The sequence below is a fragment of the Paraburkholderia ginsengiterrae genome (genome assembly GCF_001645125.1).
Lineage (GTDB): Bacteria > Pseudomonadota > Gammaproteobacteria > Burkholderiales > Burkholderiaceae > Paraburkholderia > Paraburkholderia ginsengiterrae.
Genome location: NZ_LXKA01000198.1, coordinates 81,115 through 102,149, shown reverse-complemented (window position 1 = coordinate 102,149; position 21,035 = coordinate 81,115). Strand labels below are relative to the sequence as shown.

The 21,035-nt window shown below is 65.0% G+C and carries 15 protein-coding genes; 3 read left to right on the top strand and 12 right to left on the bottom strand.

What is annotated here, in order from left to right; all coding sequences use genetic code 11:
- Window positions 1–76 precede the first annotated feature (76 nt).
- Entirely contained in the window at window positions 77–940 is an 864-nt protein-coding gene (ubiA, locus tag A6V37_RS15370; protein WP_064272566.1) for a 4-hydroxybenzoate octaprenyltransferase, read from the top strand.
- A gap of 40 nt (window positions 941–980) precedes the next feature.
- Here the strand turns inward: ubiA and proC are convergent, their stop codons facing one another.
- From proC to A6V37_RS15340, 6 genes are all read right to left on the bottom strand, one after another.
- Complete coding sequence (gene proC, locus A6V37_RS15365) at window positions 981–1,796, bottom strand: pyrroline-5-carboxylate reductase (RefSeq protein WP_064286115.1); 816 nt, start codon at window positions 1,794–1,796, stop codon at window positions 981–983.
- Window positions 1,797–1,843: 47 nt separating this feature from the next.
- Window positions 1,844–2,542: a YggS family pyridoxal phosphate-dependent enzyme gene (locus tag A6V37_RS15360; RefSeq protein ID WP_064272564.1), complete on the bottom strand. Its 699-nt coding sequence runs from the start codon at window positions 2,540–2,542 to the stop codon at window positions 1,844–1,846.
- A 37-nt stretch (window positions 2,543–2,579) separates the two neighbouring features.
- Window positions 2,580–3,806, bottom strand: coding sequence for a glycolate oxidase subunit GlcF (gene glcF, locus A6V37_RS15355; RefSeq protein WP_064272563.1), 1,227 nt, complete (start codon window positions 3,804–3,806; stop codon window positions 2,580–2,582).
- Between the two features lie 8 nt (window positions 3,807–3,814).
- On the bottom strand, window positions 3,815–4,903 hold the full coding sequence (gene glcE / locus A6V37_RS15350; protein ID WP_064272562.1) for a glycolate oxidase subunit GlcE: 1,089 nt from the start codon (window positions 4,901–4,903) through the stop codon (window positions 3,815–3,817).
- A 134-nt stretch (window positions 4,904–5,037) separates the two neighbouring features.
- Window positions 5,038–6,531: an FAD-linked oxidase C-terminal domain-containing protein gene (locus A6V37_RS15345; RefSeq protein ID WP_064272561.1), complete on the bottom strand. Its 1,494-nt coding sequence runs from the start codon at window positions 6,529–6,531 to the stop codon at window positions 5,038–5,040.
- 111 nt (window positions 6,532–6,642) lie between these two features.
- On the bottom strand, window positions 6,643–8,058 hold the full coding sequence (locus A6V37_RS15340; protein WP_064272560.1) for an FAD-linked oxidase C-terminal domain-containing protein: 1,416 nt from the start codon (window positions 8,056–8,058) through the stop codon (window positions 6,643–6,645).
- A 217-nt stretch (window positions 8,059–8,275) separates the two neighbouring features.
- Between A6V37_RS15340 and A6V37_RS15335 the strand changes: the two genes are divergently transcribed.
- Window positions 8,276–8,830, top strand: coding sequence for a cob(I)yrinic acid a,c-diamide adenosyltransferase (locus A6V37_RS15335; protein WP_064272559.1), 555 nt, complete (start codon window positions 8,276–8,278; stop codon window positions 8,828–8,830).
- A 49-nt stretch (window positions 8,831–8,879) separates the two neighbouring features.
- On the opposite strand, the gene A6V37_RS15330 is transcribed toward A6V37_RS15335, so the two are convergent.
- The 6 genes from A6V37_RS15330 to A6V37_RS15305 all read right to left on the bottom strand — a co-directional run bounded on the left by A6V37_RS15330 (window position 8,880) and on the right by A6V37_RS15305 (window position 18,039).
- Window positions 8,880–9,212 carry a helix-turn-helix domain-containing protein gene (locus A6V37_RS15330; RefSeq protein WP_064272558.1) on the bottom strand — a complete coding sequence of 111 codons (333 nt, stop codon included), beginning with the start codon at window positions 9,210–9,212 and terminating at the stop codon, window positions 8,880–8,882.
- A gap of 3 nt (window positions 9,213–9,215) precedes the next feature.
- Entirely contained in the window at window positions 9,216–9,554 is a 339-nt protein-coding gene (locus A6V37_RS15325; protein WP_064272557.1) for a type II toxin-antitoxin system RelE/ParE family toxin, read from the bottom strand.
- 195 nt (window positions 9,555–9,749) lie between these two features.
- Window positions 9,750–10,823 carry a 3-deoxy-7-phosphoheptulonate synthase AroG gene (aroG, locus tag A6V37_RS15320; protein WP_064272556.1) on the bottom strand — a complete coding sequence of 358 codons (1,074 nt, stop codon included), beginning with the start codon at window positions 10,821–10,823 and terminating at the stop codon, window positions 9,750–9,752.
- 404 nt (window positions 10,824–11,227) lie between these two features.
- Entirely contained in the window at window positions 11,228–12,694 is a 1,467-nt protein-coding gene (gene tldD, locus A6V37_RS15315; protein WP_064286114.1) for a metalloprotease TldD, read from the bottom strand.
- Between the two features lie 131 nt (window positions 12,695–12,825).
- Entirely contained in the window at window positions 12,826–13,677 is an 852-nt protein-coding gene (locus A6V37_RS15310; RefSeq protein ID WP_064272554.1) for a carbon-nitrogen hydrolase family protein, read from the bottom strand.
- Window positions 13,678–13,806: 129 nt separating this feature from the next.
- Window positions 13,807–18,039 carry a YhdP family protein gene (locus A6V37_RS15305; RefSeq protein WP_064286113.1) on the bottom strand — a complete coding sequence of 1,411 codons (4,233 nt, stop codon included), beginning with the start codon at window positions 18,037–18,039 and terminating at the stop codon, window positions 13,807–13,809.
- Between the two features lie 187 nt (window positions 18,040–18,226).
- Between A6V37_RS15305 and glnE the strand changes: the two genes are divergently transcribed.
- The gene (glnE, locus tag A6V37_RS15300; RefSeq protein WP_064272552.1) at window positions 18,227–21,019 is read left to right on the top strand and encodes a bifunctional [glutamate--ammonia ligase]-adenylyl-L-tyrosine phosphorylase/[glutamate--ammonia-ligase] adenylyltransferase; all 2,793 of its coding nucleotides are present in this window, start codon (window positions 18,227–18,229) and stop codon (window positions 21,017–21,019) included.
- The last annotated feature ends 16 nt before the right edge of the window (window positions 21,020–21,035 follow it).

Below are 21,035 nucleotides of genomic sequence, written 5' to 3'. Positions count from 1 at the left end.
GCCCACCGGAAAGCGGTCCGCCGTCCGCATCCCGTAAAATGGCGGCACCGCCCTCGCAATTTCACCGAATCCGCCCATGTTCGCCCGACTTCCCCTGTATCTGCGCCTCGTGCGCATGGATAAGCCGATCGGCAGTCTGCTGCTGCTGTGGCCGACGCTCAACGCGCTGTGGATCGCGTCCAACGGTCATCCTTCGTGGCCGCTGCTGGTGATCTTCACGGTGGGCACGGTGCTGATGCGCTCGGCGGGCTGTGCGATCAACGACTATGCGGACCGCGATTTCGACCGCTACGTCAAGCGCACGGCGAATCGCCCGATCACGTCGGGCAAGATCAAGGCGTGGGAAGCGGTGGCGCTGGCGGCCGGTTTGTCGCTGCTGGCGTTTCTGCTGATTCTGCCGCTGAATACGCTGACCAAGGAGCTTTCGGTCGCGGCGCTGTTCGTTGCCGGTTCCTATCCGTTCACCAAGCGGTTCTTCGCGATTCCGCAGGCTTATCTGGGCATTGCGTTCGGCTTTGGCATTCCCATGGCGTTTGCCGCAATTCAGGATCACGTGCCGACGCTCGCATGGGTGATGCTGCTCGCCAACGTGTTCTGGTCGGTGGCGTATGACACTGAGTATGCAATGGTCGATCGCGACGACGATATCAAGATCGGCATCCGCACCTCAGCGCTGACCTTCGGCCGCTTCGACGTGGCCGCGATCATGATCTGCTATGCGGTGACGCTGGGAATTTACGTCGGCATCGGCGTGATGCTCGGTTTCGGTGTGCTGTACTGGCTGGGATGGGCGGCCGCCGTGGGTTGCGCGATCTATCACTACACGCTGATCCGCAATCGTGAGCGGATGCCGTGCTTCGCGGCGTTCCGGCATAACAACTGGCTGGGCGGCGCCCTCTTTGCCGGTATCGCCGCGCATTACGCGGCGGCTTCGTTCTAAGCGCGCCGCGCCGGCGTACCCGCCGCTGATCGCTGATTGCTTATAGCTGGCCGAACTCGTCGCCCATTTCCCGCGCGCGCGCGTCAGCGGCGAGTACGCCGCGCACGATTGCATCCTTGATGCCGCTCGCCTCGAACGACGCCAGAGCCGCCGCCGTGGTGCCGCCCTTCGACGTCACTCGCTCACGCAGCAGGCTTGGCGGCTCGCCGGAGTTCGCGGCCAGTTGCGCCGCACCGGTAAAGGTCGCCACCGCCAGCGCACGGCCTTGCGCTTCGTCCATGCCGAGCTGGCGCGCGGCTTCCTGCAACGCCTCGATGAAATAAAACACGTAGGCCGGCCCGCTGCCCGAGATCGCGGTGACGGCGTCGATTTTTGCTTCATCATCGAACCAGACCGTTTCGCCGACCGCGCCGAGTACCTGCGAAGCGAGCGCGCGACCGGAGTCATCGACGCTCGCGGTTGCCACGAGACCGGTCACGCCCATGCCGATCAGCGCCGGCGTATTTGGCATGACCCGCACGATGCGGCCGTGACCGTTGAGCCAGCGCGACATATCACCCATGCGAATACCCGCGACGATGCTCACCACCAGTTGCGACGCATTCAGATGCGGCGCCACAGCCTCGGCGACGCTCTTCAGGATCTGCGGTTTCACCGCCAGCACGACGGCGTCGTACCCGGCGAGCGCGGCGTCCGCGGCGGCGCCGGTCTTGATGCCGAACTGCTGCTCGTTGCGCTTGCGCGCGTCTTCGTTGGGATCGATCGCGTAGAGATCAGCCGGGGCGATACCGCGCTTGATGAGGCCGCCGATCAACGCGGCGGCCATGTTGCCGCCACCGATAAATGCAATTTTCATGATGTTCCGAATGAGGTGCCGTGGAGAACCCGAAGGGGCCCGGGAGGTCAGTGGGAGTAATCTCGCGCGCCGAAGATCGCGGTGCCGATGCGCACGATTGTCGCGCCTTCGAGCACAGCGGCTTCGAGGTCGGCCGACATGCCCATGGAGAGCGTGTCGAGTTCGAGTCCATCGCCACGCAGACGTTCGAACAGCTCGCGTAGCTGCCGATGCGGCACGCGCTGCTCGTCGAGGCCGCCGGCCGGCTCCGGAATCGCCATCAGGCCGCGCAGTTTCAGTTTGGGAAGAGCGGCGATGGCGTGCGCGACCTGCGCCGCTTCGGCAATGCTCGCGCCGCTTTTCGACGCCTCGCCGCTGATATTGACCTGCAGGCACACGTTGAGCGGCGGCAGATTCTCCGGGCGCTGCTCCGAGAGCCGCTGCGCGATTTTCAGGCGATCGACCGAGTGCACCCAGTCGAAGCGCTCCGCGACCGGCCGGGTCTTGTTCGATTGCAACGGGCCGATGAAATGCCAGTCGAGCGCGGCGCGCAGATCCGCGAGCGCTTCGATCTTGGCGATGGCTTCCTGCACGTAGTTTTCGCCGAATGCGCGCTGGCCGGCGGCGTGGGCGGCGCGCACATCTTCGGCGGGAAAGGTCTTCGAGACCGCGAGCAGATGGACCGAACTTGCGTCGCGTCCAGCCGCCTGCGCGGCCTTCGCGATGCGCTCTTGCACCGCTTCGAGGTTGTGAATCAGATCGGGCATGGCGGAACCGTAAATCCAGCGAAAGTCGATGAGCGGATTATACGGACAGCATGTGCTCGACCAACTCGATCCAATGCGCGACCGGCGTCGACGTGCCGCTTTGCAGATGCGCGATGCAGCCGACGTTCGCCGACACGATGATCTGCGGCTCCTGAGCCTGCAACTGCTCGAGCTTCTGATCGCGCAACGCGTACGACAGCCTCGGCTGCGTCAGCGAGTAGGTGCCCGCCGAACCGCAGCACAGATGACTGTCGGCCGGCAGCCGCACTTCGACGCCGAGAGCGGTCAGCAGATGCTCGACCGCGCCTCGCACCTGCTGGCCATGCTGCAAGGTGCAGGGCGGATGAAAAGCCACGGTGTGAACCGAGCGGCGGCGCGTGGCCGAGACCAGTGCTTCCTCGAATTCCGGCAGGATTTCGGCGATGTCGCGCGTCAGTTCCACCACGCGGCGGGCCTTCTCCGCATACGCCGGATCGTCGCGCAACAAGTGCGCGTACTCCTTGACCGTCGCGCCGCAGCCGGATGCGTTCATCACGATCGCTTCCACACCTTGTTCGATATGCGGCCACCATGCGTCGATGTTCGCGCGCAGGTCGTCGAGCGCGTCGTCGTGGTAGCCCAGATGCAGACGGATCGCCCCGCAGCAGCCGGCGTCCGGCGCGATCACCGTTTCCACGCCGAGTGCATCGAGCACGCGGGCGGTGGCGATGTTGACGTTCGGCATCATCGACGGTTGCACACAGCCCGCCAGCATCAGCATCTTGCGCGGATGTTTCGCGATCGGCCATTCGAGCGGTTTCTGCCGCGCCGGCACCTTGTCGCGCAGTTTCTTCGGCAGGAACGGGCGGAAGTGCTGGCCGAGCCGCATGGTCGGTGTGAAGAGCGCGCTGTTCGGCACGAAGCTCGCGAGCATGCGCCGCATGAGCCGCTGGCTGAGCGGGCGCGTGACTTTTTCTTCGGTGATCTTGCGGCCGATTTCCACCAGCCGGCCGTATTGCACGCCCGAAGGGCAGGTCGTTTCGCAATTGCGGCAGGTCAGGCAACGGTCGAGGTGAACCTGGGTGCTGCGCGTGACCGGCGCGCCTTCGACCATCTGCTTGATCAGATAGATCCGCCCGCGTGGACCGTCCAGCTCGTCGCCAAGCAATTGATAAGTCGGGCAGGTCGCCGTGCAGAAGCCGCAGTGCACGCACTTGCGCAGAATGCTGTCGGCTTCGTCGCCGTCGGGCGTGTTGCGAATGAAGTCCGCGAGGTTGGTTTGCATCGCGTCGCTCAGAAGTCAGGGTAGATACGGCCGCGATTGAAGATGCGGGCCGGGTCGAATGCGGTTTTCAGGCCGCGATGGATTTTCATCAGCGGCGCGGGAAGCGGCGTGAACACACCGGCGCTGCGGTCGTAGCCGTGGCCGGCGCGGAAGATGGTGGCATGGCCGCCGGCTTGCCGAGCGCTGATGCGCACGGTTTGCGCGTCGGTGTCGGTAATCCACCAGCGCTGGCCGCCGCCCCATTCCATCAGTTGTGCGCCCGGCAGTTGCAGCGGTTCCGTGATCGAAGGCAGCGCGAGGCGCCACAGGGCGGCCTTGGGCGGAATGGCCGCGAAGAACGAATCGGTCTGTTCGCGCAGGCCAGCCCAGAAGCGTTCCGCTTCGACCGCATCGACTACTTCGCCGCCGAGCGCCATTTTCGCTGACTTGACCGCGGATTCGGCGCCGGCGAGGCGCACCGCCAGGGTGCCGTGACGCCATGCACTCGCCGTGATCGGCAGCGGCCGGCCGCCCCATTCGTTGAGCTTGCGGACCGCGTCGGTGCCGTTCATGTCGAATTTGAGCGTGGCTTCGGCTTGCGGCAGCGGCAACACCTTGATCGACAGTTCGAGGATCAGCCCGAGGGTGCCGAGCGAGCCGGCCATCAGACGCGAGACGTCGTAGCCGGCGACGTTCTTCACCACCTGGCCGCCGAAGTGCAGCTTTTGCCCCTGGCCGTTCATGATGACCGCGCCAAGCACGAAGTCGCGCGCCGCGCCGGCTGACGGGCGCCGCGGACCCGCTATTCCCGCCGCGATACAGCCGCCGAAGGTAGCCTGCGGCCCAAAGTGCGGCGGCTCGAAAGCAAGCATCTGATCGTGCTCGGCGAGCGCGGCCTCGATCTCGAGCAGAGGCGTGCCCGCGCGCGCGGTGATGACCAGTTCCGCCGGGTCGTAGGCGATGACGCCGCGATAAGCGCGCGTGTCGAGGATCTCACCTTCCAGCGTCTGACCGTACCAGTCTTTGGTGCCTCCGCCCCGGATGCGCAATGCGCGTCCATCGGCGCTGGCCGAACGCACGCGTTCCGACCACATGGCGACGATGTCGTCCTCTTCCATGGTGCCCTGCTTCGTTATGTTTCGGCTGATTGTACCGGGCGGGGGCTCGCTGGCAACCAGGAGCGGACCCGCATCGGGTAATCAGGGTGGGAGCAGGGAAGCGCCGCCGGAGCAAGCTCTGCGCGGCGCATGCGTTAAAACCGCGGCAACTCGGGATGCGGCAGCAAACCGCCGCGCACGTGCATCTTGCCGTATTCGGCGCAGCGCGCTCGCGTAGGAATGCCTTTGTCCGGGTTGAGCAGGCCGGGTGCGTCGAAAGCCCGCTTGACCGCGTGGAACGCATCGCGCTCCTCGGGCGAGAACTGCACGCACATCGAATTGATCTTCTCGATGCCGACGCCGTGCTCGCCGGTGACCGTGCCGCCCAGTTCGACGCAGGCTTCGAGGATGTCGCAACCGAATGCCTCGGCCCGGTGCCACTCTTCCTGATCGTTGCCGTTGAACAGGATCAGCGGATGCATGTTGCCGTCGCCGGCATGGAACACGTTGATGCAGCGCAGGTTGTACGTTTTTTCCATCGCCTCGATGCGCGCCAGCAGCGGTCCGATACTGCGGCGCGGCACGGTGCCGTCCATGCAGTAGTAGTCCGGTGAAATGCGGCCGGCGGCCGGAAACGCGTTCTTGCGCCCGGACCAGAAGCGCAGCCGTTCGGTCTCCGAGCGGGAAATCTGGATGCGCGAGGCGCCGTGTTCGCGCAGCACCGCGGTCATGCGCACGATTTCATCGGCGACTTCTTCGGGCGTGCCGTCCGATTCGCATAGCAGGATGGCCGCAGCATCGGTGTCGTAGCCGGCGTTGACGAATTCTTCGACCGCGCGCGTAGCCGGTTTGTCCATCATCTCCAGCCCCGCCGGGATGATGCCCGCCGCGATGATGCTGGCAACCGCGTCGCCGCCCTTCACGACGTCGTCGAAACTGGCCATGATGACCTGCGCCGTTTGCGGTTTCGGGATCAGCTTGACCGTGACTTCCGTGACGATCGCGAACATGCCTTCGCTGCCGATCATCACCGCGAGCAGGTCGAGGCCAGGCGCGTCGGGCGCGAGCGAGCCGAACTCGACAATCTCGCCTTCCATGGTCACGGCGCGCACGCGCAGCACGTTGTGCACCGTCAGACCGTATTTGAGGCAGTGGACGCCGCCGGAATTCTCCGACACGTTGCCGCCGATCGTGCAGGCAATCTGCGACGACGGGTCCGGTGCGTAGTAGAGGCCGTACGGCGCCGCGGCTTCGGAAATAGACAGGTTGCGCACGCCTGGTTGCACCGTGGCGGTCCGCGCGTACGGGTCGACTTCGACGATCTTCCTGAAGCGCGCGAGCGACACCACCACGCCGTGACGGATCGGCATGGCGCCGCCGGACAGGCCGGTGCCCGCGCCGCGCGGCACGATCGGCACGTCGAGGCGATTGCAGATCTGCACGATGCGCTGGACCTGCGATTCCGTCTCCGGCAGCGCGACGGCGAGCGGCAGGCGCCGGTAGGCAGCGAGACCGTCGCATTCGTAGGCGACCGTGTCTTCTTCGCGATACAGCAGGCATTGGGTTGGCAATACGGCCATCAGCGCCTGCACGACTTCGCGCTGGCGCTGGGCGAGTACTTCGGCCGTCAGTTCGGCGGGCGCGGTCATTTGACTTGTCTCCTCGAGTCTTTCACCCATCGTATCTTGCGAGTCCGGTCCGGCTGCCATGCCGCAGCCACTGGCTGCCGTCTGAAGAAGCCAGACGGCGCCTGCGATGCCTCAGGCCGCCCAGTTAAAAATCTTGCCTGGGTTCATCAGATTGCGCGGGTCGAGCGCGTGCTTGATCGAGCGCATTGTATCGACCGCGACTTCGCCATGTTCTTCGAGCATGAAGCCCATCTTGTGCAGGCCGACCCCATGTTCGCCCGTGCAGGTCCCGTCCATGCGCAGCGCGCGCTGCACGATGCGATGGTTCAGGCGCTCGGCTTCGGCGAGCTCTTCCGGTTTGTCCGGGTCGATCAGGATCGCGACGTGGAAGTTGCCGTCGCCGACATGGCCGACGATCGGGCAGGGCAGCGGCGATTCCTTCAGGTCCTGTTCCGTTTCCACCACGCATTCCGCGAGACGCGATATCGGCACGCATACGTCGGTCGTGACGGCGCGGCAGCCGGGCTTCAGTTGCAGCATGGCGAAGTAGGCGTTGTGCCGCGCGTTCCACAGACGGCTGCGGTCTTCCGGCCGGGTCGCCCATTCGAAGCCTTCGCCGGCATTCTGCGCGGCAATTTCCTGGACCAGTTCGGCCTGTTCCTTCACGCCGGCCTCGGTGCCATGAAATTCGAAGAACAGTGTGGGCGCTTCGCGCAGCGTCAGGTTCGAATGGCGATTGATCGAGCGGATCGCGAGCGAGTCGACGAATTCGACCCGCGCGATCGGCACGCCGATCTGGATCGTTTCGATGACCGCGCGCACCGCGTCGCCCATCGACGGGAACGTGCACACCGCCGCGGACACCGCTTCGGGTTGTGGATAGAGGCGCACGGTGATTTCCGTGATCACGCCGAGCGTGCCTTCCGAGCCTACGAACAGGCGCGTCAGGTCGTAACCCGCGGAGGACTTGCGGGCTCGCGTGCCGGTCCGGATCACGCGGCCGTCGGCCAGCACCACGCTCAGGCCCAGCACGTTCTCGCGCATGGTGCCGTAGCGCACGGCGTTGGTGCCCGAGGCGCGCGTGGCCGACATGCCGCCGATGCTCGCATCCGCGCCCGGGTCGATCGGGAAGAACAGACCGGTGTCGCGCAGCGCTTCGTTCAGCTGCTTGCGCGAGATGCCTGGCTCGACGGTGACGGTCAGGTCTTCGGCGTTGATCGACAAGACCCGATTCATTTCCGACAGATCGATCGACACACCGCCTTGCACGGCCAGCAGATGCCCTTCGAGCGACGAGCCGTTGCCGTAGGGGATGACCGGCACATCGTACTGGCCGCACAGCTTGACGGCGGCTTGCACTTCTTCGGTCGTGCGTGCGAACACGACGGCGTCAGGCAGTTGGGGATCGAACGGCGATTCGTCGCGGCCATGATGGGCGCGCACGGCTTCGGAGACGGACACGCGATCGGCGAAGACAGCTTTCAGCGCGTTCAGCAACTCGGCGGGAAACGGCCGGCGCAGCGGGGCCGGCGGCACGGGATGATTCACGCATGTCTCCTGATATTGGGTGCGGCACTGTTTTGCAGCAGATGTTTCATTTTACGCCGATCGCCCGTGGGACGGCGTTGCGGCCGGCCAGGGCTCCTATAATGGCGGCGGCTTTGCGATGAGCGCAATATGGATAAACGCGGTGCCTGATGGGCGGTTTTGCGCCGGCCTTCATGGTTGGCACCGACGCATCGGCACCGAAAGCATGGGAGATAGTATGGGCAACCGCTTGAGCAAGATCGCCACCCGCACCGGGGACGACGGCACCACGGGTCTCGGCGACGGCAGCCGGGTTCGCAAGGACAGCCTGCGCATTGCCGCCATCGGCGACGTGGACGAACTCAATTCGAACCTGGGTGTGCTGCTGTGCGAAGCACTGCCCGATAAAGTGCGGGCGGCGCTGGTCGCGATCCAGCATGATCTGTTCGACCTGGGCGGCGAGCTTTGCATCCCCGGCCATACGATGATCACCGAGCGGCATCTTGCCCAACTCGATGACTGGCTCGCGGACTACAACGCGGCCTTGCCGCCGCTGAAGGAGTTCATCCTGCCGGGGGGCTCGCGTGCTGCGGCGCTCGCGCATGTGTGCCGCACCGTGTGCCGTCGTGCCGAGCGGGCAATCGTTGACTTGGGCGAGCACGAGGCAATCAATGCCGCGCCGCGCCAGTACGTCAACCGGCTGTCCGACCTGCTGTTCGTGCTGGCGCGCGTCCTGAACCGCGCGGATGGCGGGTCTGACGTGCTCTGGCAGCACGACCGCGGCGCCGTCTAGGCCCGCATCGTCAGACGCCAGAGACGCACGCCACGGCAAGTCATGCGCGTTAGCCGATCGCGAGTGTTACCGGCTTGCCGATCCGGCTCAACATTTCGACGAGGGTGTCGATGGTGAACTTGGTGGTTTTTTTATTGACCACGTCGGACACGCGCGGGCGCGACACCATCAGAATTTCGGCAGCCTCGGCCTGCTTCAATTGATGCTGTTCAATCCAGCTGGACAGTTCTGTCATGAGCTGCTCCTTGAGCAGCCGCGTGTCGTTGATCTGCTTTTGCGACGCGGCGTGCAGGCGCTTTGCTTCCGCAGCGGAAAAACCGAGTTCGAGAAACAGATTTACCCCGGGTTGGGTCACGTGACGAATTTTGGTGTCGATCGTCATTTGCTAAGTTTTCCTATTGTTTGTGATGGCGCGGTATCGCGTTTCAGCAATTTTCCGGTCGTGCGAGCCCAGCTTCTGCGCCTTTTTCTGGAAGCAATGCAGTACGTACAGCGCTTCCACAAACTTGGTCACATACATAACGCGAAAAATGCCGTCTGTGTCTCTAATGCGGATCTCGCGCGTTCCAGCGCCGATTGAATCAAACGGCTTCCAGTCGTCAGGGTCCAGACCCGCTTGAATCTTGCCCAGTTGAAACCCTGCCAGACGACGCGGCTCTTCTGGAAAGGCGAGTAAATCGTGATAGCTGGAGCCTAGCCAGCGGATTTCTTTTTCGTGCTCCATAGTCGCCTTTCATGTACAAAATCTTATACGTAACCTCTGCCCCCCGTCAAGTCACTTTCGACAGGGTCATGAGTCGTTACGGTACAGAGGCGGTTTGTGGAGCACCATTCGTCCGTTCGGCCAACAAAATAAAAAACCCGGCTCAAACGAGCCGGGTTTTTCAGGAAACCACGCCGCGATAAGCGTGGGTTCAGTTCAGTTGCCGCTGCCGCGTGCCACGCGCCGTTGCTTGACCGATTCGGCGAGGCCTTCCAGCACGGCAACGCTTTCATCCCAGCCGATGCAGGCGTCGGTAATGCTCTGGCCATACGTCAGCGCACAGCCTTCCTGCAGATCCTGACGGCCCGCCACCAGATGCGACTCCACCATCACGCCGACAATCCGTTCGTCGCCCGAAGCAATCTGGCGGCCGATGTCCGCGCACACCGGAATCTGATTCTCGTGCTTCTTCGAGCTGTTCGCGTGGCTCGCGTCGATCATCAGGCGCGCGGCAAGGCCGGCCTTGCCGATGTCCGCACAGGCGGCGTTCACGCTGTCCGCGTCGTAGTTCGGCGTCTTGCCGCCGCGCAGGATGATGTGGCAGTCCTCATTGCCGGCGGTCGAGACGATCGCCGAGTGGCCGCCCTTGGTGACCGACAGGAAATGGTGCGGCTGCGAGGCGGCCTTGATTGCGTCGACGGCGATCTTGACGTTGCCGTCCGTGCCGTTCTTGAAGCCGACCGGGCACGACAATCCCGAAGCCAGTTCGCGGTGCACTTGCGACTCGGTGGTGCGCGCGCCGATCGCGCCCCACGAGATCAGGTCGGCGATGTATTGCGGGCTGATCATGTCGAGGTATTCCGTGCCTGCCGGCAGGCCGAGTTCGTTGATGCGCAACAGCAGCTCGCGCGCCGTGCGCAGGCCGTCGTTGATCTTGAAGCTATTGTCCATGTACGGGTCGTTGATGAGACCCTTCCAGCCCACCGTCGTACGCGGCTTCTCGAAGTACACGCGCATCACGATTTCGAGTTCGCCGGCGAAGCGCTTGCGCTGCTCGACCAGGCGCCCCGCGTATTCCATTGCCGCCTTCGTGTCGTGGATCGAGCACGGCCCGATGACGACGATCAGACGGTCTTCCATGCCGTGCAGAATGCGATGCATCGCCGTGCGCGAGTTGTAGATCACGTCGGACACCGTTTCGTCGCAGGCGAATTCGCGGATCAGGTGAGCGGGCGGCGTGAGTTCTTTCAATTCGCGGATGCGGACATCGTCGGTATTGTGCGGGGGCATGTTGTTCTCCTGAATCGGTTCGTAGCGTGTTCGCGCGGGCAACTAAGGCTGGGATGAAGCAGCAGCGCCAGAGCGGAGCACAATCAACAAGGTTTCAATGACAAAAGTTTCAATGCGGTTTCAAAGGCATGAGGCGAAAAAAAACCGCCAGGCTAGCTGGCGGTTTTTCGGGAATTCTCGGTGTCCTGCGTGCACTAACACCCCTCTCGATCCGCCAGCGGTCTGAGATGCCAAAAAAAGTAAAAATAAAACTTGGCGGACATGACGAAATGAGGTCGCAGGTCAAAAAGGGTGAGTAACTTTATAACCCGGGTAGTCTCGGCTGACAACCCACGGGGCGCAAAAATGCGGAAAATCCGCATACTTCGTGCAATACGTGCACGAAGTATGCGTGGATTGCTTGATCAGGCCGTACCGCCCACGGTCATCCGGTCGATGCGCAGCGTCGGCTGACCGACGCCCACCGGCACGCTCTGGCCTTCCTTGCCGCACACGCCGACGCCCGAATCCAGCTTCATGTCGTTCCCGATCATGCTGACGAATTTGAGCGATTCCGGGCCGCTGCCGATCAGCGTCGCGCCCTTCACCGGGTAGGTGACCTTGCCGTTTTCGATCATGTACGCCTCGGAGGCCGAGAACACGAACTTGCCGTTGGTGATGTCGACCTGGCCACCGCCGAAGTTCACCGCATACAGGCCGTTCTTCACGGACTCGATGATTTCCTGCGGGTCCTTGTCGCCGTTGAGCATGTACGTGTTGGTCATACGCGGCATGGGCAGCGCCGCATACGATTCACGGCGCGCATTGCCCGTGACCGGCATCTTCATGAGGCGCGCGTTCAGCGTGTCCTGGATATAGCCCTTCAGAATGCCGTCTTCGATCAGCGTGGTGCACTGGGTCGGATTGCCTTCGTCGTCGATATTGAGCGAGCCGCGGCGGTTCGGCAGCGTGCCGTCGTCCACCACGGTGACGCCCTTGGCCGCCACCTGCTCGCCGATCCGCCCCGCGAACGCCGACGAACCCTTGCGGTTGAAGTCGCCTTCGAGACCATGGCCGATCGCTTCGTGCAGCAGCACACCCGGCCAACCCGGTCCGAGCACGACGGTCATCGCGCCGGCGGGCGCCGGGCGGGCTTCGAGGTTCACCAGCGCCGCATGCACGGCGTCGTCGACATAGCCGGACAGCACGTCGTCCGTGAAATACGCATAGTCGAAGCGGCCGCCGCCGCCGCCGCTGCCGATTTCGCGGCGGCCGTTCTGTTCGGCGATCACCGTGACCGAGACACGCACGAGCGGACGGATATCGGCCGCGAAGCCGCCGTCGCTGCGCGCCACCAGCACCACGTCGTATTCGCCCGCGAGGCCGGCCATGACCTGCTGGATGCGCGGATCGCGGCCGCGCGCCATCTGCTCGATGCGCTCGAGCAGCTTGACCTTGGCGGTGGCGTCGAGCGAATGCAGCGGATCGGACGGCAGGTACAGATCGCGCCCGGCGATGCCGGTCAGCGACGAGGCCACCTTGATCTTCTGCTTGCCGCCGCCGGCCTTGGCGATCGCACGTGTGGCGATGGCGGCCTGGCGAATCGCTTCGGGCGACAGGTCGTCCGAGTACGCGAACGCGGTTCGGTCGCCCGATATGGCGCGTACACCGACGCCCTGGTCGATGCTGAAGCTGCCCGATTTCACGATGCCTTCTTCGAGACTCCATGCTTCGCTGCGGGTGGCCTGGAAGTACAGGTCCGCATAGTCGATGCGGTGCGTGAAGATTTCGGCGAGCGTGCGGGTGAGCAGGGATTCGTCGAGACCGTAGGGCGTCAGGAGGATGTCCTTGGCGGCGGCGAGATTACGGATACTGGGTTCGATGATATTCATGCGAAGTATGTTCTGCTCGATACGAAGGATTCGGTTGGCGCCACCATCGGCATATGGGTGGAAGGCGCCGCAGTTTCAATGTCACGCAGACAGGTTTATCAAGTGAGGCAACTGAGGAGGCAACTGAGGAATCAGCTAAGCACGCGATGACGCCAGGCCGGCAGACTTTGCCGCACTTCGTCGATGCGCGTACGCTCGAGATTGCCGGCAACCACGCCGGCGCCTTCGTCACGCACCGCGACGATCTCGCCCCACGGGTCGATCAGCATGCTGTGGCCCCATGTGCGGCGGCCGTTTTCATGCTTGCCGCCTTGCGCCGCGGCCAGCACGTAACACTGATTTTCGACCGCCCGGGCACGCAGCAGCATTTCCCAGTGCGCGCGGCCGGTGGTGTAGGTGAACGCCGACGGCACCACGATCAGCGCGCAATCGCCCATGCGCCGGTACAGCTCCGGAAAGCGCAGATCGTAGCAGACCGACAGGCCCACGCGCCCGAACGGCGCCTCGAAGGTGCGAACCTCGCCGCCGGGGCAGATGGTGCGCGCCTCGTCGAACGATTCTTCACCTTTTTCGAAGTTGAACAGATGGATCTTGTCGTAGCGGGCGGCCTCGTTGCCCTGCGGGTCGAACACCAGCGTGGTGTTCAGCACGCGCGACGCCTCCGGTGACATTAACGGCAGCGTGCCGCCGATCACCCAGACCTGGTGGCGGCGCGCGGCGTCGGCGAGAAAGCGCTGGATCGGGCCGTCCTGGTAGGCTTCGCGTACGGCGAGCTTGTCCGTGTCCTTGTAGCCCATGAAGCAGAAGTATTCGGGCAGAAGAACCAGTTGGGCGCCGCCGGCGGCGGCTTCGGCGATCAGGCGCCCGGCTTCGGCCAGATTGCGCTCGCGCTCCGGCGTGCTCACCATCTGCAGCGCGGCGACGCGGAATGTGCTGTCCAGGGATTGGCTGGATTCGGTTGATGAGACGTGTGTTTCGCTCATGAGCGTTTCGAGAAACTCCCGGCAAGGCGGCGGCGCGAATGGCGGGCGCCGCGGACGTCGTTCAGGGCTGGCTGCGCCCGCCGGTGCGGCACGGCGCCCGTTCGACCGGGCAAACGGTCGAATCCGGGCTCAGTTCGCTTCGACGGTCGAAGCCGGAGCGTCCATCTTACCGCGATCGCCTTTCACCCGCTCGACGTGCGGTTTCGACCACGAACCGGTGATTGCGTACTCACGCGCGAACGCATGGGAGACCGACTGGGAGAACACCACATCGGCCACCAGCGCACCCAGCCCAAGCAGCGGATTGATGACCGTCGCGGCGATCACGCCGGCTCCGGCACTGATCGTGGGCACGACCTTGACGTGCAGATCCTGGGTCTCCTGGGCAAGGTCGACCGAGCCCTTCATCTCGGCGCGCGCCGGCGCGGTCACCATCTCGAAGTTCTCGGTGCGGCCGATGCCGTTGTGAATCTGCGCGGTGGCGGTGACGTGCTCGAACGGCAGACCTTCGCCGATCACGTCGTGGAAGTTCAGGGTGGCGAAGCGAGCGAGGCTCTGCAGGCTGAGCACGCCCAGCAGCTTCGCCACGCCCGGATCGACCTTGAGAATCTGGCCGTGGCGCAGGTCGACGGCCAGGTTGCCGTTGAACGTCGGATAGTCGATCCTGGTCGGGCCGCCGAGCCAGACCACCTTGCCTGACAGCGTGCCGCTGCCCGCCTTGAGCGTGCGCGGCTGGCCGAAGCGCTCCAGCAGCGCGCCGGCGTCCTTGATATCGAGCTTGAAATCGAACACCGTGCGGCGCGGCGTGTCTTCGTCCGCGCTGTTGCCGAGGCGCGACGAGGTGCGCCAGTTGGCGGTGGCGGTCAGCGAGGCGGCGGGGTTGGTGATGTCGAGCTTGTCCAGTTGCCAGACCGGCACGCCGTCTTCGTCGAAGTTGTGCGCGTCGACTTCGAGACGGCCGATATTGCGGTCGCGAAAGATCAATTCGTTCACCACCAGATCGATCGACGGCATGTTCTGCGCGGGCGCCGAGATCGCCTGGCCGAGCAGGTCCTTGTCGGTGACCGATGGAATCACCACGCGGGCAAGGCGCGCCTGCAGCGTGCCGGGCGATCCCTTGGTCGCGCCCGGCAGCCACGATACGTGGCCGGACACCTGATTCGACGCGATGTTCGCCTGCCACGTGTTGTCCGTATGCGACGCGCCGACGATCACGCTGTCCCAGTGGCGCTTGAGCAGCGTGAGTGTGCCGATGTGCAGCGCAAAGCGGCTCGGCAGGAATTGCGCGACGGCTGGGTTCGGCGCGGCGGGTGCCGCCGCCGGTGTGGCCGATGCGGCGGAGGAGTTTGTGGCGGAGGAGGCGGTGGCGGGCGCCTCCTTGCTGCGCATCTGCGCAATAAGCGCGCGCCATGCGTCGGCATCGAACGTTTCCATGTCGACGGCCGCGATCACGCCGTCGGACGGCAGATCGGCGGGCTTGTTGACGCCGATCGCACCACGCACGACCGTCGGCGGTGTTTTTGGCTGATAACGCAGCAGATAGGTGGCGGCGATCGGTCCGAGGGTGACATCAGCGCGCTCCAGGCCGGCGTCGCCCGGCGCGGCGGACGGGCTGACCGCGAAGCGCAGCGGCATGGGCGTGCCGACCGGCTTGTTGAACGGCGCCGGGAAGTCGAGCGCGAGTCCCGTCAGATCGGAGTTTGCCGTCACCTCCGGCAGGCGGCCCTTCGCGCCCCGCACGTTAAACGCGTAGGGCGCGCTGCCGCTCATGTGCGTGAGCACCTGCGCGGCGGCGCCATGCAGATCGAGGCCGCGCGCCGCGTCGACGGCGATGTGGCCGCCGAGGTCGAGCGCGTACGTGCCGTCCTTCTTCAGGCCGCCGTTCGCGTGCATGTCGCCGCCGAGGAACTGCCCGGAGAGACGATCCACCTGCGCCGTATGCTCGGTAAAGTGCACCTTGCCCTTCAGCTGCGACAGCGGCGGCACGTTCTGCACGCTCAAACGGTTGTTCTGGAAGCCGACCGCGCCTTCCACGGCGATGTGCGGTTTGGGTGTGCGCGGCACCGTCAGCTGAAGCGCGAGCGACGCCGGCCCTTCAGCGTGGATTTTCTCGGTTTCGTGCTTGGCCATGATGCCGAGCGAACTCGCATCGACATAGTCGAGCATGTCGGCGAGCGGCCCATGCCCATCACCCTTGATGACGAGGCTCGACGCCTTGGTGCCGAGATCGTCGATCTTGCCGCTGACGCCGGTGAGCGCGATCTGCTTGTAATGCGCCCGGTCGACGTCGAAGCGCAACAGGTTCTGCTTGAGTTCGAACACCCCGTCGATGCCGTCGAGCGCCGGCCACACGTTCGGCGTGCCGTTCTTCATCTTGCGCGGCGGGAAGGGCGTCGGATCGAACTTGGCGCCCTTGAACGGCGCGACGATATGGAACAGCCCGGCGTCCGGATCGCGGGAATAGGGGAATTTGGTCAGATCGCCGTGGATCTCGATGCTGGCGCCGCGAGACATGCCGGCCTGCAGCCCATGGCCCAGGTAGATGCGTAGCTTTTCGCTGATGCTGGTCGGCAGATAGCGGACGATGCGCGTGACCTGGGCGCGCTGGAAGTCGGCTCTCAGGTCGAGCGAGCCGCGTCCCTGGCCGGGATTGCTGTAGTCGGCGGTGGCGGTGGCATCCACGTCCGCATTCGAGACGCTGAAATCGGCCAGCTTCATGGTGAAGGGCCGGTGGTTCCCGCCCGGCATCTTCTGCGCAATGGTCCAGTCGGCGCGGCCGTGCAGGCGGTCGAGCAGCAGGCGCGGATCGTCGAATACGCCTGGCAGCGTGATTGCGACATTGGAGGTGTCGAGCAGCGCGGTGCCGTGGTTTTCGTCGGCATCGATGCTGCCCCACAGGTTTTCAATGCCGGGTATGCCGGCGCGCGGGTGATTGCGCGCGGTCAGCCCCGGCGGCGGTTCCTGCGCCGCGACGCTGATGCCTTGCAGATCACCCTTGAAGCGATAGCGCTCGATCGGTTCGGCGCCGCTCGGGCGATGGTCGCTGCCCGCCTCGCCGGACTCCGGTTTGCCGCGCTCGAACTCGATCACATAGTTGGCCACCAGACCGCGTGGATTGAAGCGCACGAGTTCGTTCAGCAGGCGCCGCGGCAGCGGCAGTGCCCGGCTGAATTCCGCGAGGATGCCCAGATCCACGCGATCGCCGTTCACGCTGAGGAGTTGCCCGTGCTGCTGGGAGGCGGTCCGGTAGCGGCCGTTCAGCGTCGTGAACGCGAGCGTGCGGGTGAGCGGCGTGCCGTCGTCGAGCGGTGGCTGGCCGAGTTCCGCGCGCATGTCGTGCAGCTGCAGGTTGTACTCGCCGCCCTCGTCGGCCTCGAGGCGCCACGAGAAATGGGCAACGGGCAGGAGCAGCTTGGGCTGGGTTGGCCGCACGCGCAGGGCGACGTCGGTGCCGGCCAGTTGCCCGCCCGCGGACTTCATGCGGCCGTCGGTGAAGTCGACCCAGATCGCGTTGTCGATGCGCCCGGCGAACGTCTCGATCGGGAAATTGACGTAGCGCGCGAGCGTCGGCAGATCGACCGGGCCGGTCGAAACGTACACCTGGCCGGTCCAGTTGATCGGTTTGCCGATCGCGGAGAGCCGCGCGTGCGTGAAATGCGTGCGGAAATCGATCGGGCCGTGCAGGACCTGGCCGTCAGCGGGTGCCTGCAGCGCCAGCCGGTGATCGTAGCCGTCGTTGAGAATCGCGATCCGGATGTCGCGCAGCGCCAGTTCCGGCGCGTCGTGCTGCGCGTCGCGCCAGCGCAGCGCGCCGCCGCGCAGCACGATGGCCTGCTGGCGCAATAGCCAGGTGGACAGTGTGTCGTTGCCGCTGTGACGGGTCGGCACCGGCACGCCCGCCACCGAGAGCACGCCGTCGCTGCTGCGCGAGACCAGCACGTCCGGCTGCTCGACGATCAGGCTGGAGAGCGCCGGATGAAACTGCCAGAGCGACTTCCAGGAAAGTGCCGCGGTGGCGTGCGGAATCGTCAGCGCGGGCTTGCCTTCGTGATCGCGAATGACCAGATTGGTGACGTCGAGACCCGGCTGGAAGCCGCTCCAATGCGGCGCGAGCTTGCCGATGGTGAACTGCGTGTGCAGCTTCTCCGAGACAATGGCCTCGATCCGCGGACGGAATTCGTCGACGCGCGGCAGCACCACGTAGCGCAGGGTAAGAAACAGGGCCGCCGCAATGAAGTAAAGGACGATCGCGATCGCGAGGACCACGTGCGAGGCCCGATGCAGCACGATGTGGCCGATTCCTTCCGCGGGCCGGACCTGCCCGGTATCGCGCGGTTCGACGGATTCGTTTCGCTCGGACATGCTGCGGCGGGTGGCGGGTATGGTAGTTTTGCGAATTAACGACGAAATGTAACACACGGGAAAGCGTCGGCGGACCTCCTGCAAACCCTGTCCGCATGCCGTCCCGCGACCTGCGCGAGACCGCCAGCCCCTGTGCCGTAACGTACTGAACCACGCTGACCCAAGCTAGAAGCGAGCCAGACCCTTGATGACTGAAGCCACTCTCCAGAGTTCCAGCTATTCGCAATATGCAGCGCGTGCCGTGGCGGCCCGTCCGCCACTCGTGGCACACGTAGCCGCGCTTGCGTCCGCGCCGTTGACCCGCGAGCGCATCGACGCGCGCTTTGACGCATTGTGCGCAGAGGCGGCCGGCGCGGCCGCGGCGCCATTGAGCGAGGATGCACTCAAACGGGCTTTGCGCCAACTGCGTACGGAGGTATTTTGCGCGGTGATGGAGCGCGATCTGACGGGCAAGGCGGACGTCGCCGAGGTCACCGGGACGATGACCGATCTGGCTGAGACGACGATCCAGCGTGCGCTCGCCGTCTTGTCCGCCGATCTCGAAACGCTGTACGGCGAGCCGCGCGGACCGCAGGGCGAACGGCTCGCGCTCGGCGTGGTGGGAATGGGCAAGCTGGGCGGGCGCGAACTGAACGTGTCGTCGGATATCGACCTGATCTTCGTCTATGAAGAGGACGGCGAGACCGCGGGCGGCCAGCGTTCGCCGATCGCCACGCAGGACTTCTTTACGCGCCTTGGCAAGCGCCTCATCGGCGCGCTGGCCGAAGTTACCGCCGACGGCTACGTGTTCCGGGTGGATATGCGTCTGCGGCCGAACGGCGACTCGGGGCCGCTCGTCTGCAGCCTCGGTATGCTCGAAGAATATTTCTACGTGCAAGGCCGCGAGTGGGAGCGCTATGCGTGGATCAAGGGCCGCCTCGTGTCCGAAGGGACGAGCGACGCCGCCCAGCGTTTGCAGAAGCAGCTCGACGCGATCGTCACGCCGTTCGTTTATCGCCGCTATCTCGACTTCGGCGTGATCAGCGCGATCCGGGCGCTGCATCTGCAGATTCGCCAGGAGGCGCAGCGCCGCGCGTCGATGCGGCCCGACAAGGCGGACGACATCAAGCTCGGGCGGGGCGGTATCCGCGAAATCGAATTCAGCGCGCAGGTATTCCAGCTGATCCGCGGCGGACAGGACGCCGGCTTCCGCGTGCGGCCGACGCTGGCCGTGTTGCGGCATGCCGCGGCGCACGGCCTGATCGATACCGCGGTCTGCGTGAAGCTCTCGCAGGCGTACCGTTTCCTGCGCGAGCTCGAGCATCGTCTGCAATACCGCAACGACGCACAAACCCATGCCATGCCGGTCGATCCCGACGAACGTGCGGCGCTTGCCCACGCGATGGGTTGTGACGACTACGCAAAGTTGATGACCAGGCTCGACGCGCATCGCGAACTGGTCGAACAGCAGTTCGACCAGATTTTCGCTGACAAGGTGAGCGGCCGCGACGGTTGCGGCGCGCCCGAAGACGGCGCCGCGGCGTGGGTCTGGAGCAGCGCGCTCGCCGACGACAGCGCCGAGGATGCGTTGCAGGCGCGTCTGATCGAACTGGGTGTGGCGGAACCGGGCGAACTGCTCGCGCGCTTGCGCGCGGTGTGGCAGTCGTCGCGTTACGCGGGGTTGGCCGAGCGCAGCCGGCAACGTTTCGACATCGTCGCGCAACGGGCGCTCGAAGCGGCCCGCACGCTGGAGCCGGCCGAGCGGCGCGGCGACACGGTGGCGCGCTTCTTCGACCTGCTCGAAGCGGTGAGCCGGCGCGGCGCGTATCTCGCGCTGCTGACGGAATATCCGCAGGCGCTGCATCGCGTGCTGTCGGTGCTGGGCGGGTCGCGTTGGGCGGCCGGCTATCTGATCCGCCATCCTCAATTGCTCGATGAACTGCTGGACGATGAAGCGCTCAACAGTCCGTTCGACTGGCCTGAATTCAAACGCACGTTGCGCCTGCGTCTGGCCGCCGCCGACGGCGTCGAACAACAGATGGATCTGCTGCGTCACGCGCACCAGGCGGAGGTGTTCCGCATTCTGCTCATCGACCTGGCCGGCAAGCTGAGCGTCGAACATGTGAGCGACCGGCTGTCCGAACTCGCCGACGCCGTGCTCGACGTAACGCTCGAGGCGGTCTGGAAGCAATTGCCCAAACGTCACCGCGAGGCGCCGCGTTTCGCCGTGATTGCGTACGGCAAACTGGGTGGCAAGGAGCTCGGCTACGCGTCCGACCTCGACGTGATCTTCCTCTACGACGATCCCGACGATGCCGCCGCCGACGTCTATTCCACCTACACCCGCCGCCTGATTACGTGGCTGACGACCGCAACCGGCGCCGGCACCCTGTTCGACGTCGACTTGCGCTTGCGGCCGAACGGCGAGTCGGGCTTGCTCGTTACCGATCTGGACGCGTTTCGCCGCTATCAGCTGCGCGAGGGCGACGCGGCCAACACGGCATGGGTCTGGGAGCACCAGGCGCTGACCCGCGCGCGTTACTGCGCGGGGGACGCCGAGATCGGCGCGAACTTCGAGGCGATCCGCGAGCAGGTGCTGACCACGCCGCGCGAAGCGGCGCCGCTCGCGAAAGAGATCGTCGAGATGCGCGAACGTGTCGAGGCCGGGCATCCGAACCATACGGCGCTGTTCGACCTGAAGCACGATCGCGGCGGGATGGTGGATATCGAATTCACGGTGCAGTACTGGGTACTGCTGCACGCGGCGAGCGATCCAGAGTTGATCCGCAATACCGGCAACATTGCGCTGCTGCGGGAAGTGTCGCGCTTCGGCTTGATGAGCGAGGCGGAAGCGGAGACGGTCGGCGCCGCTTACCGCACGTACCGCAGGTTGCAGCACAAGTTGCGGCTGGACGGAATGGAGAAGGCGCGGGTCGAGCCGGCGCTGGTGACGGCCGAGCGTGAAGCGGTGCTCGCGTTGTGGCAGCGGGTGTTTGGCTGAGAGCGGGTGCGGCGGC